The 12,393-nt window shown below is 32.6% G+C and carries 12 protein-coding genes and 1 pseudogene; 5 read left to right on the top strand and 8 right to left on the bottom strand.

Translation table 11 applies throughout. The features are described 5' to 3' along the window. The 8 genes from murI to B3J44_RS14845 all read right to left on the bottom strand — a co-directional run bounded on the left by murI (position 1) and on the right by B3J44_RS14845 (position 8,447). Positions 1-777, bottom strand: a complete 777-nt coding sequence (gene murI, locus B3J44_RS14880; RefSeq protein ID WP_198854447.1) for a glutamate racemase — start codon at positions 775-777, stop codon at positions 1-3. A 148-nt stretch (positions 778-925) separates the two neighbouring features. Continuing rightward, on the bottom strand, positions 926-1,429 hold the full coding sequence (locus B3J44_RS14875) for an OmpH family outer membrane protein (protein WP_198854446.1): 504 nt from the start codon (positions 1,427-1,429) through the stop codon (positions 926-928). Between the two features lie 14 nt (positions 1,430-1,443). Next, the gene (locus B3J44_RS14870; RefSeq protein ID WP_286969282.1) at positions 1,444-2,481 is read right to left on the bottom strand and encodes an OmpH family outer membrane protein; all 1,038 of its coding nucleotides are present in this window, start codon (positions 2,479-2,481) and stop codon (positions 1,444-1,446) included. A gap of 42 nt (positions 2,482-2,523) precedes the next feature. Beyond that, complete coding sequence (gene bamA, locus B3J44_RS14865; protein WP_286969281.1) at positions 2,524-5,262, bottom strand: outer membrane protein assembly factor BamA; 2,739 nt, start codon at positions 5,260-5,262, stop codon at positions 2,524-2,526. Next, positions 5,195-5,935, bottom strand: a complete 741-nt coding sequence (locus B3J44_RS14860) for an isoprenyl transferase (protein WP_198854443.1) — start codon at positions 5,933-5,935, stop codon at positions 5,195-5,197. Before B3J44_RS14860 ends, bamA begins: the two co-directional genes overlap by 68 nt. A gap of 3 nt (positions 5,936-5,938) precedes the next feature. After that, positions 5,939-6,631, bottom strand: coding sequence for a DUF6089 family protein (locus B3J44_RS14855; RefSeq protein WP_286969279.1), 693 nt, complete (start codon positions 6,629-6,631; stop codon positions 5,939-5,941). A gap of 173 nt (positions 6,632-6,804) precedes the next feature. Further along, positions 6,805-7,689 carry an NAD kinase gene (locus B3J44_RS14850; RefSeq protein WP_198854441.1) on the bottom strand — a complete coding sequence of 295 codons (885 nt, stop codon included), beginning with the start codon at positions 7,687-7,689 and terminating at the stop codon, positions 6,805-6,807. Positions 7,690-7,787: 98 nt separating this feature from the next. Beyond that, positions 7,788-8,447 carry a CBS domain-containing protein gene (locus tag B3J44_RS14845; protein ID WP_198854440.1) on the bottom strand — a complete coding sequence of 220 codons (660 nt, stop codon included), beginning with the start codon at positions 8,445-8,447 and terminating at the stop codon, positions 7,788-7,790. A 115-nt stretch (positions 8,448-8,562) separates the two neighbouring features. Between B3J44_RS14845 and B3J44_RS14840 the strand changes: the two genes are divergently transcribed. From B3J44_RS14840 to B3J44_RS14820, 5 genes and pseudogenes are all read left to right on the top strand, one after another. Beyond that, entirely contained in the window at positions 8,563-9,276 is a 714-nt protein-coding gene (locus B3J44_RS14840) for a pyridoxine 5'-phosphate synthase (protein ID WP_286969277.1), read from the top strand. Between the two features lie 26 nt (positions 9,277-9,302). Continuing rightward, a complete protein-coding gene (locus B3J44_RS14835) occupies positions 9,303-10,067 on the top strand; it encodes an alpha/beta fold hydrolase (RefSeq protein ID WP_286969276.1) in 765 nt (254 codons plus the stop codon). 53 nt (positions 10,068-10,120) lie between these two features. Next, on the top strand, positions 10,121-10,465 hold the full coding sequence (locus B3J44_RS14830) for a phage holin family protein (RefSeq protein WP_198854437.1): 345 nt from the start codon (positions 10,121-10,123) through the stop codon (positions 10,463-10,465). A 112-nt stretch (positions 10,466-10,577) separates the two neighbouring features. Beyond that, positions 10,578-11,900, top strand: coding sequence for a trigger factor (locus tag B3J44_RS14825; RefSeq protein WP_286969274.1), 1,323 nt, complete (start codon positions 10,578-10,580; stop codon positions 11,898-11,900). 320 nt (positions 11,901-12,220) lie between these two features. Beyond that, positions 12,221-12,393: pseudogene (locus B3J44_RS14820) on the top strand (ATP-dependent Clp protease proteolytic subunit); the annotation flags it as partial.

Here is a 12,393-nt window from a genome sequence, read left to right as displayed (position 1 = left end):
TTAAAAGTCTTTTTTGATTACTGGATATTTATGTTCTAAAATTGATTCTAAAACTTTAGGATCTGAGTTTACATAAAATATTGGATCGTGATCTGTACTTTCAGAAAAACCAACCTTATCACGAAGCAGATTTTTTGTCTGGCGTGCAACAGCTTCTCCTGAATCTATTATTTTAATATGATCTGGGAGAATTTTTTTTATTTGAGGAATTAAATAAGGGTAGTGGCTACATCCTAAAACCAAATAATCAATATTGGCTTCAATCATAGGCTGAAGGTAAGACTCTAATAATTGTGTCATTTCTGGCGAATACAAATTGCCATCTTCAATAAGTTGTACAAGTCCATGGCCAACTTGCTCAATGATTTTTGTATTGTGAAACATCTCAGCAGTTTTGTTAAACAGCTCACTGTTAAGTGTTCCTTTTGTAGCTAAAATTCCAATTACCTGTGTCTGAGAATTGGTTGCAGCTGGTTTAATAGCTGGCTCAATCCCTACAAATGGAATGTTGTAATCTGCACGAAGTTCTAGTATAGCATTTGTAGTTGCAGTATTGCAAGCAACGACAATTAATTTGCAATTATTCTCTAATAAAAACTCTACGTTTTTTTTACTTAACGCAACAATTTCTTCTTTGGTTTTTTGTCCATAAGGCGCATTTTTGCTGTCAGCTAGATAAATGGTTTTTTCATTTGGAAGAAGATCATGAATGGCGCTCCAAATGGAAGTTCCGCCAATACCAGAATCAAAAACGCCTATAGGATTATTGTTTATCATAAAGCAAATTTAAATATTTTTTAAATAAATTGTTATTCTAAGTTAAGTCAAATCTTGAAATAATACGAAAGATTAGCTTTAATTTTTTGTAAAAAAAAACTGCTCAAATTATACAAATTGAGCAGTTTAATTATAGGGATTTAATTTCTTAGAATCCTAAATCTTTTTTAACGTCAGCAGTGATGTTTGGACCATCAGCTAATAATAAAGTAGAACCGTCTAATACATATTGGAAACCTTTAGCTTTTCCAACTTTTTGGATAGAAGCTCTAACTTTTTCCATTAAAGGTTTTACGATATCAGTTTCTTTTTGTTGTAATTCTTTTTGAGCATTGTCTCTGTAATCAACAATTCTCTTTTGCATATCTTGAACCTCTTTAGAACGCTCACCGTTTACAGCATCAGTTACAGTTGCAGCTTCAGCTTCGTACTTTTTGATTTTTACTTGATATTCGTCAACCATTTTTTTGTATTCAGCATCATATGTACCACTTAATTTTTGCAGTTGATTTTGAGCATCTAGCATAGCAGGCATTTTCCCCATGATCTCGCTTACATCAACATGTGCTACCTTCGCTTGCGCGTTCATTGTGTTACTTGCTCCTAAAATAAGAATTGCAGCAATTAGTAAAGTTTTGATTTGTTTCATCATTTTTAAAATATTAATTAATTATTGGTCGTATTTGCTTTTTGCGTTTCGGCTTCTTTTGCTTTTTTAGCCGCTTCTCTTTCTTCTAAAATTTTCTTTCTTCTTTCTTCCAATTCTTTTTTACGTTGTTCGTAAAGTAATTGTCTTTCTTCTGCTTTTGTCATTGCAGGCTGTTCTCCGGCAGGTGTTTCTCCCGTAGCTGCAGGTGTTGCAGTTTTAGCAGTTGAGCTTGTTTTAGCGTCACCTGTTGTTGCGGCTGCACTAGGAGCTGCTGTTGTAGCTGTTCCAGAAACCGTGCCATTTTTTTTCGCTTCTCTTTCTTCTTGCAACGCTTTTCTTCTGTCGTCGTATTCTTTCTTCTTAGCTTCCTGCTCTAATTTTCTATCCTGAATTAGCTTTTCTCTAGCCGCCCTTTTCTCATCTAGTGCTTTTTGGCGATCAGCCATTGCTGGATTTTCGTCAATTGCATTTTCAATATTTTCTTTAGCTTCTTGTTCTTTCAATTGTTTTTTAGACAGCTGTTCACGTTTTTCAGTACGGTTTAAGATTCTTAAAACCTGATCGCTAATATCAAACCTTTTATTGCTAAAAAGCATGGTAAGATCTGATGATTTATCAAAAACAAAATCATAATTTTTTGCTTCTGCTATATCTTGCACAGCTGTAAAAACCTGATCTTGTATTGGTTTTGCTAAAGCTGCTTTCTGTCTCATTAGATTTCCATCAGAACCAAATTGTTTCTGCTGATAATCCATCATTTCTTGTTCAAGAAACTTAATTTCTGTTTCTCTTTCTTCTATTAATTCTTTTGTAAGTAAAGCTTTTTCTGTTTTTAAGCTTTCTTTCAAATTATTTATATTTAATTTTTTAGCCTCTACTTCTTGTTTCCACTTTTGAGCTTTTTGCTCTAATTGTGATTTAGCTTCTTTATAATCGGAAACATTTTCTAAAATATATTCCATGTCGATGTAGCCAATTCGAGTAGTCTTTCCTTGTGCCTGACTTGTATTTGCTACAATCAAGGCTAAAAATATAAATAAAAATTGTTTTCTCATAACATAACTTTATTTGATGATTTTTAACCAAACGTTATTTCACTAAAATTGTTGTCCAATAATAAAGTGTGTTTCCCATCCATTAGCTTTTGTTTGTCCTGGAAGAGCGTCAAATCCGTAACCAAAGTCAATACCCAATAAACCAAATGCAGGCATGAATACACGTAAACCAGCACCAGCAGAACGATTTAAATCGAATGGATTATAATCTTTAAAAGTTGGGTATGATGAACCTGCTTCTAGGAACGTTAATGCAAAAATAGAAGCCGATGCTTTTAATGTAATTGGGTAACGTAATTCCATTGAGAATTTGTTGTAAATCGTTGCTCCAATTGCATCACCTGCAGCATTTACAGGAGTTAAAGAGTTGTTAGGATAACCTCTTAACTGGATAGTTTCTCTACCATCCATTGAGTAGTTGGCCATACCATCACCTCCTAAGTAAAAACGTTCAAACGGAATTACACCTCTTTCTTGATTGTAAGCTCCTAAGAAACCAAACTCTGTAAGTGTTCTTAATACTAATTTTCCATAAACTTTAGTATACCAGTCTCCTCTAAATTTAACTTTATAATATTCTAACCAGTTGTATTTTTTCTGATCGACTTTTGCTACATCTGTATCAGCACTTGCATAATCTGATCCAACACTTACAGTTTTTCCAGAGGCATCTGTTTTGATGTAATCTCCAGTATTAAGTGGCTGGCCATAATCATCAGATGTATTTACACCTGTGTATTGTGATTTGTATTCTTTTTGGTTTTTCAAATCACCATAATCAATACCATTAAATAATGAATATGGAGGCGTAACTTTTGCAGTAATACTAAATTCAGAACCATAAGTTGGGAATATTGGGTTTACCCCTTTATTACTTCTTGAAAGTCCAATAGTATAAGCTAAGTTTCTTGAGGCTCCGTTACCAAAAGTAAACAAACCTGTATTATAATTGTTCAAGTCATAGTGCTGATAACTTACAGATTGTGATAGTACAAAGTAGTCATCTGGCACAGTTAATCTTTTCGCTAAACCAACTTGTACTGTAAAAATATTAAAACTTTTGCTTTTATCAACAGTTCGAGTGATGTAATTGTTAAGAAATTGCTTACTGTATGAAAGAGATGAACTAAACTGTACAGGTTTTTTCCCTCCAAACCATGGCTCTGAGAAAGATAAACTATACGTTTGGAAGTATGTACTTCCTTGCAAACGTAGAGCAACTTTTTGTCCGTCTCCCATTGGTAAAGGCTTGTAAGCTTCTTTGTCAAAAATCTTTCTTGCCGAGAAGTTGTTAAACGAAAGACCTAATGTTCCGATGAAACCTCCACCGCCATAACCTCCTTGAAGTTCGACCTGGCTAGATCCTTTTTCTACTACGTTATATTCAATATCAACAGTTCCAGCTCCGGCATCAACATTTTTAAATTTAGGATCAATTGCCTCTGGGTCAAAGAAACCTAATTGTCCAATCTCACGGATAGTTCTAACCAATTGTTCTTTACTGTATTTTTCACCTGGTTTAGTTCTTAACTCACGGTAAATAACGTGGTCATTTGTTTTATCGTTTCCAACAACAGTAATTTTGTTGAAGTAAGCGATAGGACCTTCAGTAACTCTAATTTCAAAATCGATAGTATCATTAACTGTTTTTACCTCTACAGCATTAATGTTTGAGAACAAATAACCGTTGTTTTGGTATAAGTTGGTAATGTCTTCTGCGTCTGGTTTTGACTTATCAGCAATTCTTTTTTCTAGTAAAACTCCGTTATAAGTTTCTCCTTTTTTGATTCCTAAATAACGATTTAAAAGCTGATCCGAATAAACTGTATTACCTAAGAATTTAATATTTCCGAAGTAATATTTGTTACCTTCTTCTACATTAATCTTAATTGCTAGAGTATTCTTTTTCTTGTTATACTGAACAGAATCATAGATAATACGAGCATCGCGATATCCTTTTTCTTTGTAGGCAGAGATTACTTTTTCTAAGTCAGTTTTGTACTTCTCTGGAATAAATTTAGAAGCCTTAAATACACGAATGAAATTTTTCTGCTTAGTGTCTTTCATCGCAGCACGCAATTGGCTGTCTGTAAGTTGCTTGTTTCCAGTGAAATCAATACTGCTGATTTTAACTTTATCTCCTTTATCTATTCGGACAAGCATATTAACTTGGTGTCCATTAATACTATCGGGAGTATTGGTAATAGTAACTTTTGTGTTATAAAAACCTTCTTTTTTATATTTGTTTTCGATGTAATTTTTGGTAGTGGTAATTAAGTTTTCGTTGACAATTTTGTTCTTTGTCAAGTTATTGTCTTTAATTAAGCCTTCTATTTTGCTTTTCTTAACACCAACGATTTTAACCTCATTTAATTTAGGAAGTTCAACAATATCTAAATCTAAATAGATACTGTCGTTTTCTACTTTATTAACATAGAATGCGATTTCGTCGAAAAGACCTAGCTTGCCTAATTTTTTAATTGCACTACTAATTTCTTCTCCAGGAACAGTGATTTCCTGACCTTTTTGAAGTCCTGAAAAGGTTACAACAGTTTGTTCATTGAAGCTTATTTTACCAACAACAGAAACTTTAGCTAAAATATATTTTTTTCCTTGATCAAAAGGAACTCTTTCTTGTGCTTTAATTTGTGAAAAACTACCCAATAGTAAAAGGGTAAAGACTATTTGTATTTTTTTTTGCAACACTAAAAAATTATTTAATTTGTTCACTGGTTTTTCCAAATCTACGTTCTCTTTTTTGATAACTAATAATAGCCTCATATAAATCTTGGTCTTTAAAGTCTGGCCACAAGACATTAGTAAAATACAATTCTGCATAGGCAATCTGCCAAAGCAAAAAATTACTTATTCTATGTTCTCCACTTGTTCGTATTAATAAATCTACGTCAGGTAAATTTTGCGTGTAAAGATGCTCATTTATAATTGAATCGTCAATAGTGTCTATTGAAATTATATTATTTTTAACTTTATCACTAATTGACTTTACGGCATTTACCAGTTCCTCTCTAGAACCGTAGCTTAAAGCGAGAGTAAGAGTTAAGCGAGTATTGTTTTTCGTTTTTTCCATAACATCCAAAAGTTCTTTTTGGGCTGTTTTTGGTAATTTATCAAGATTTCCAATTGCATTAAGTCTGATATTGTTTTCTTGAAGGGTAACTAGCTCTTTTTTTAATGAATTAATCAATATTTTCATTAACGCCTGAACCTCAAGTTTTGGACGATTCCAATTTTCTGTAGAAAAAGCATATAGAGTTAAATATTCAATTCCAAGCTTAGCAGAGGTTTTGATTATCTCTTTTACAGATTTAGTGCCATTTTCGTGGCCAAACGCGCGCATGAAACCTTGTTGTTTTGCCCAGCGGCCGTTACCGTCCATAATAATGGCTAGGTGTCTAGGTAAGTTTTTGTGATCTATCGATTCTATTAAATTCATTTTTTAGTATGCGCAATAGCATGGTTTTTTTCCAAAGGTATAGGTTAAAGTCATACCAGAAAAAATATACCAGTCATTATTATTTAAATTTCCAAATTTCATAATACTTGGATTGCTTGTATTTGGATTGCTTCCGTCAATATTATCCGTAAATGTATAGCGTGCGCCAACTTCGGCAGCTAAAACAAAACGTGGAGATATATTTGATTTTATACCTAATGTAATAGGTATAGACATAGAACTTCTGTTCTTTAGCTCGTATACGGTATTGGGAGTTGCGGTGTATCGGTATAGATTATTGAAGAAGAAATAATTTAAACCAGTAAACACGTAAGGCGTTATTTTTGTGTGATAATCGTGCAGATTAAAATCGAAAAAATTAAATTCTAAACCAGCAGAAAGCTCTTTTATGTCATTGTCAAAACGGTAGCCTCTTTGATTTCTTCCTGTTTCATCAGATTTGTAATCATTTCCACTAATATTTGACTGTGTATATGAGAATCTCCATGCGTGTCTTGGGCTTCTGTTCCATTTGTAAAGAACACCAAAAGCTAATTTTTCTGGAGCGATATAAGTTGTTTTTCCAACATCGCCTACAAAGTTGCTTCCGCCAAGAAAAACACCAATCTCATTGATCTGAGCATTAAGTGTAATAAAGGGGAAAAAACATAACAATAAATTAAAAATTTTCTTCATTTAATTCAAAATTGCGTGCAAATATAATAATTATCAATACGAATCAAAGTTCCTTTAGTTAAATGTGCTTTTTTTTCAATTTACGTTATGATTTTGAGCCATTTAATGATGATTCACTACATGCAGAACGAGAAAATGTGGTATTATCGTATAGTGAAGAATCAGAAAAGAGTTTAATTTCTTTTATCTTCTCCCCAGAGCAGTTTGTTTCTCAAGGTTTTTAAGAAAGTCTCGTCTGGTATTTCAACCATTTTAATTTTGTAATCTGTTTTTTTAATTTTTAAAATAGACTCGTTTTTTACCGAAGAAATTCTTGAGTCTAAAGAAACCAAATATTGGTCTTCTCTTCCTGTTACGCGCAAAGTAATTTCTGTATCATCGGGAATAACAAGAGGTCTGGCAGTTAAATTATGTGGAGCAATTGGCGTAATCACTAAACTTTTGACGTCTGGCGTTAAAATTGGTCCGCCACAGCTTAAAGAATATCCTGTAGAACCGGTTGGCGTTGAAATGATTAATCCGTCTGCCCAATAAGAATTTAAATATTCGTTGTTCAAATAGGTTTCTACTGTAATCATCGAAGTGGTATCTTTTCTACTCACTGTAACTTCGTTCATAGCGAAATTAAGTTCTTTAAAAGCTTCGTTGTAAGGTTCGCATGTGATTCCTAATAAAGTTCTTTCAGAAGTGGTGTAGTTTTGATCAATAACGTATTGAAGTAAAATATCTATATTTTCTTTCTGAACTTTGGCAAGAAAACCTAATCGTCCAGCATTTATACCTAGTAAAGGTACTCCAGAATTACGAACAAAAGCAGCGGCTCTTAAAATCGTTCCGTCGCCTCCAATACTAATTAACATTTCGAAACTATTATCTAAAGCAGTACTTGGGGAAAAAGTTTTGTATTCTTTTTTTATAAGCTGTTTTTCATAAAGCATATTCAGGAAATTTTCTTCAATTACCATTTCGACGTTATTGGTATTGAAAAATGTGAAAATGTCTTTTATAATAGGTTCAGTGCTATTCTGATAGTATTGTCCGTAAATGGCTATTTTCATTCGTTGTAAATTAGATAATTTGTCAATGTGTCAATTAGATAATCTGGAAATGCGAAAATTATCTAATTAACTAATTCTCTCATTGGCACATTCATAATTTATATGTTGAGATATTTGTCTAAATAATCTGATCGCTCTTTTAAGCTATTAATATAGTTGTCTTCTTGATGCTCCGAAATAATTTCGTAACCATATCTTCTATACGTCTGAATAATTTCGTTGATTGCTCCCAAGCCAATTTTTACAGTGATTTGAACATTTTCTGTATCAGCTTCAGAAACAAAACAGCCTAAAATTTTACCATTATTGCTTTCTACAATTTGAGTTACTTCACTCATAGAATAATCCAAAAGCCCTTTTTGTACAATAATAATGGCGCCAGGTTCTTTTAAAAATGGAGTTTCCTGAAAAAACTTCATGATGTCTTCCATTTCGTAGTAGCCTATATAATTGTTGTTTTCATCAAGAATAGGCAGGATATTCGTGTGGTTTTTTGCAAAAACCTCTAGAACATCTAGCCAAATCATCGATTTTCTGGCAAAGAAACGTTCTAAAGCATATTTGTAATCAATTGCTTTTTTATCAGTGTCAAATGTTTCAACATCATCAGAAGAGATGCTTCCAATAAAAATACCATCTTCTAAAATCGGAAAATGAGAAAAATTTACATCGATAAAAAAGTCCTGAATAGAGGCAATTGTTTCCTGACTGTCAATTGCTCTGAAATCGTTTGTGATATAGTTTGTAATTTCTGTCATAAATCAATTGAGGATATTTGATGCAAAATAATCAAAAAATACCGAAAACCGCTCTGTTTTACTTTGTATTTTTGTCGTAACAAATATAAGATTACTAGAATTAATATCTATTTATATGACAAAATTAAGTGTAAATATCAATAAAATAGCAACGCTTCGAAATGCTCGTGGCGGAAATGTTCCCGATTTATTAAAAGTAGCTGCAGATATTCAGCGTTTTGGCGGACAGGGAATTACAATTCACCCACGTCCAGATGAGCGCCATATTCGTTATCAAGATGCACGCGATTTAAAAGCAGTTGTTACCACAGAATATAATATTGAAGGGAATCCGCAGCATAATTTTATCGATTTAGTTTTAGAATGCAAGCCAGATCAGGTAACCTTAGTTCCAGACGCAATTGGTGCAATAACCTCTTCAGCTGGCTGGGATACAATCAAAAATCAAGAATATTTGACTGAAGTGATTCAAGAGTTTCAAAGAAACGGAATAAGAACTTCGATTTTCGTTGATCCAATTTTAGAAATGATTGAAGGTGCGAAAAAAACAGGAACAGATAGAATTGAGTTGTACACAGAATCTTTTGCACATCAATATAGTTTAGGAAACGAAAAAGGAATTGATCCTTATACTAAAGCTGCAGTGTTGGCAAATGAATTGGGTTTGGGAATCAATGCTGGACACGATTTAAGTTTAGATAACATTAAATTTTTTAAAGAAAATATTCCAGGTTTATTAGAAGTTTCTATTGGCCATGCTTTAATTTCGGAGGCACTTTATCTTGGTTTAGATAATACTGTAAATATGTATCTGAATAAATTGAAATAATTCTTTAAAAAGAAAAAATTAAAAATATGCTTTATTCAAAAATAGAAGGAGAAGGAAAACCATTTGTCATCATGCACGGATTTCTCGGAATGTCTGATAATTGGAAAACTTTAGCCGGGCAATATGTAGAAGCCGGATTTCAAGTTCATATTTTAGATTTAAGAAACCACGGTCGCAGTTTTCATTCAGATGAATGGAGTTATGAAGCCATGGTTCAAGATGTGTACGAATACTGTCAAGCAAATAATCTGACTAGAATAGATATTCTAGGACATTCGATGGGAGGGAAAGTAGCGATGCTTTTTGCTACGACGTATCCAGAAATTGTAGACAAATTGATTGTGGCAGATATTGGTCCGAGATTCTACAAACAGCATCATCAAGATATTTTGGCAGGATTAAATGCAGTAGATTTTTCTGTAAAACCAAGCCGAAATGATGTAGAAGCAATTTTATCTCAATATGTTCCAGATTTCGGAACTCGTCAGTTTTTGCTAAAAAATCTATATTGGAAAGAGCCGGGACAGTTGGCTTTTAGATTTAATTTAGAAGCTTTTAATAATAATCTGGATGCGATAGGAAAACCTTTGGCAGATCATTTAGTTTTTAATAATCCGACATTATTTATTAGAGGCGGAAATTCTGGCTATATTCAAGATGCTGATCTTGATGAAATTCGCAAGCATTTTCCAAATTTAAAATTAGAAACCATTCCAAATGCAGGACACTGGCTTCATGCTGAAAATCCGAAAATGTTTTTTGAATTGACAACAACGTTTTTAAAAGAATAAAACACTTTTGATAAAATTTTATTATTTTTAAATAAATTTTAAACCTAAAAACTATGAAATTATTACTTAGACTTCTCGTTACGGCTGCTTTGGTTTTATTATTGTCTAACATTTTAACAGGGGTTCATGTTGCTAGTTTTGGTACAGCAGTAATTGTTGCAGTAGTTTTAGGATTGCTGAATATCTTTATTAAGCCAATTTTAGTGTTGTTAACTTTGCCAGTAACGTTTGTTACGCTTGGTTTATTTTTATTAGTCATAAACGCGGTAATTATTTTACTGTGCACTAATATTGTAGGCGGTTTTGCAGTAAATTCATTTTGGACAGCATTAATATTCAGCATTATTCTATCTATACTTCAATCTCTTACTTATAAAATATTAGGAGACGATAAATAAAACAAATCGGCAGATTAAAACTGCTTCAAATACAATAGATTAAAAACTTGGTTGGGTTGCAAAAATTTTATAATTTTGCAACCCAATTTTATTATGTAAATTAAAGAAGAAGATGGATATTAAAAGAGTAGCAATAGACGCTGTAAACGAGACAATCGTTATGAACGTTGTTCATATGGATTATAAAGGTCAAGTAGCAAAAAGAATTAACGAAAAAATGCCTTTAGCGCAAGTAAAAGGATTTAGAAAAGGGGCAGTGCCTAAAGATCTTGTTGAAAAACAATACGGAAAAGGTATTAAACAAGAAGAGATTAAAAAAGTAGTTGATTTGGCTTTAGAGCGTTATATTCAATCTGAAAGATTAAATCTTTTAGGAACTCCTCTTGCTAAAGTAAACGAAGATTTTAACTGGGATGCTGAAGAATTAACTTTTGAATACGAAATTGGTTTAGTGCCAAATTTCGAAATTGATCTTGAAGCTAAAAACAATATCGTAAAATATATCGTTACTGCTGATGATAAATTAATCGACGGACAAGTAGAGCGTATCCAAAAACAATTTGGAAAAGCAGTTCCTCAAGAAGTTTCTGATGCTAAATCTGATTTAACTGGAACTTTCTCAAACGAAGCAAACGGAATCAACAATACAACTACAATTTCTGTAGATGCATTCAGCAAAAAAGCTCAAAAACAATTCACAGGTAAAAAAGTTGGAGATGTTGTTACAGTAAGCACAAAAGGTTTATTTGAAGACGATCACCAATTAATGGATTACTTAAAAGTTGGTCACGAAGGTGTTCACGGTTTAGATGTTGAAGTAAACTTTACTATTGAAGCAATCAACGGTTCTGAGCCAGCTGAATTAAACCAAGAATTATTCGATAAACTTTTTGGCGAAGGAAAAGTAGCTTCTTTAGAAGATTTAAAAGCTAAAATTAAAGAAGATGCTGAAGCTCAATTCGCTCAGCAAGCTGACCAAAAATTATTATTAGATGTTCAAGATTTCTTGATCGAAAACACAAAATTCGATTTACCAGCTGAATTCTTGAAAAAATGGTTGCAAACTGTTGGAGAGAAAAAACTTTCTGCAGAAGAAGCTGAAGTTGAATACGCAAGATCTGAAAAAGGTTTACGTTTCCAATTAATCGAAGGAAAAGCTTTAGCTCAAAGCAATATCCAAATTACATTTGATGACTTGAAAGAGTTTACATCAAACGCAATCAGACAGCAAATGGCTCAATTTGGTCAAACTAACCCAACTGACGAAGAAGTTCAAGGAATCGTGGCTAGAGTTTTATCTAACCAAGACGAAGTGAAAAGACTTTCTGAGCAAGTTGTAGCAGCTAAAATGTTAGATATCTTCAAAGAAAAAGCTAACCCAACAACTAAAGAGGTTACTTACGAAGAATTTATTGCAGCTTCTTACGGAGAATAAATTTTAGTCTGAAAGTCAAAAGTTGTAAAGTCGAAAGTTAAGAAGTATACTTTTTAAAAATTAAGATTTTATTACAGAAACTGAAAGATAAAAATAATTATATTTGAACGTCAATGGAATTTTTTATTCTGTTGACGTTCTTTTTTGTTTCAAGTTTAAGGTTTCAGGTTTCACGTTTTCTTCAGTTAACTTGAAACCTTAAACTTGAAACATAAGAAACGTTTCAGACAAATTGGCATTTCTTATAAAAAGGTATGAACTTTGTTTAATTCGTTTAAGTCACTTGCTGACTTTAGACTTTTCAACTTTAAACTAAAAATATGAACTACGGTAAAGAATTCAAAAAATTTGCTACAAAGCACCAAGGAGTAAACGCAATGTATTACGATAAAATCGTAGCAGCAATGACTCCAACAAACATGACTCCATATATTATCGAAGAGCGCCAATTGAATGTTTCTCAATTAGACGTTTTCTCAAGATTAATGATGGA

Source organism: Flavobacterium sp. UBA4854 (assembly GCF_002399805.1).
GTDB lineage: Bacteria > Bacteroidota > Bacteroidia > Flavobacteriales > Flavobacteriaceae > Flavobacterium > Flavobacterium ginsengisoli.
The sequence above is the reverse complement of the archived record's forward strand: the minus strand, read 5'-3'. Positions and strand labels throughout refer to the sequence as shown.

Excerpts from the sequence above, each read along its gene's own strand:
- B3J44_RS14825 (WP_286969274.1), top strand. The coding sequence starts at position 10,578 with ATGGATATTAAAAGAGTAGCAATAGACGCTGTAAACGAGACAATCGTT.
- B3J44_RS14840 (WP_286969277.1), top strand. The coding sequence starts at position 8,563 with ATGACAAAATTAAGTGTAAATATCAATAAAATAGCAACGCTTCGAAAT.
- murI (WP_198854447.1), bottom strand. The coding sequence starts at position 777 with ATGATAAACAATAATCCTATAGGCGTTTTTGATTCTGGTATTGGCGGA.
- B3J44_RS14850 (WP_198854441.1), bottom strand. The coding sequence starts at position 7,689 with ATGAAAATAGCCATTTACGGACAATACTATCAGAATAGCACTGAACCT.
- B3J44_RS14845 (WP_198854440.1), bottom strand. The coding sequence starts at position 8,447 with ATGACAGAAATTACAAACTATATCACAAACGATTTCAGAGCAATTGAC.
- B3J44_RS14875 (WP_198854446.1), bottom strand. The coding sequence starts at position 1,429 with ATGATGAAACAAATCAAAACTTTACTAATTGCTGCAATTCTTATTTTA.
- B3J44_RS14830 (WP_198854437.1), top strand. The coding sequence starts at position 10,121 with ATGAAATTATTACTTAGACTTCTCGTTACGGCTGCTTTGGTTTTATTA.
- B3J44_RS14860 (WP_198854443.1), bottom strand. The coding sequence starts at position 5,935 with ATGAATTTAATAGAATCGATAGATCACAAAAACTTACCTAGACACCTA.
- B3J44_RS14835 (WP_286969276.1), top strand. The coding sequence starts at position 9,303 with ATGCTTTATTCAAAAATAGAAGGAGAAGGAAAACCATTTGTCATCATG.
- bamA (WP_286969281.1), bottom strand. The coding sequence starts at position 5,262 with ATGAGGCTATTATTAGTTATCAAAAAAGAGAACGTAGATTTGGAAAAA.
- B3J44_RS14870 (WP_286969282.1), bottom strand. The coding sequence starts at position 2,481 with ATGAGAAAACAATTTTTATTTATATTTTTAGCCTTGATTGTAGCAAAT.
- B3J44_RS14855 (WP_286969279.1), bottom strand. The coding sequence starts at position 6,631 with ATGAAGAAAATTTTTAATTTATTGTTATGTTTTTTCCCCTTTATTACA.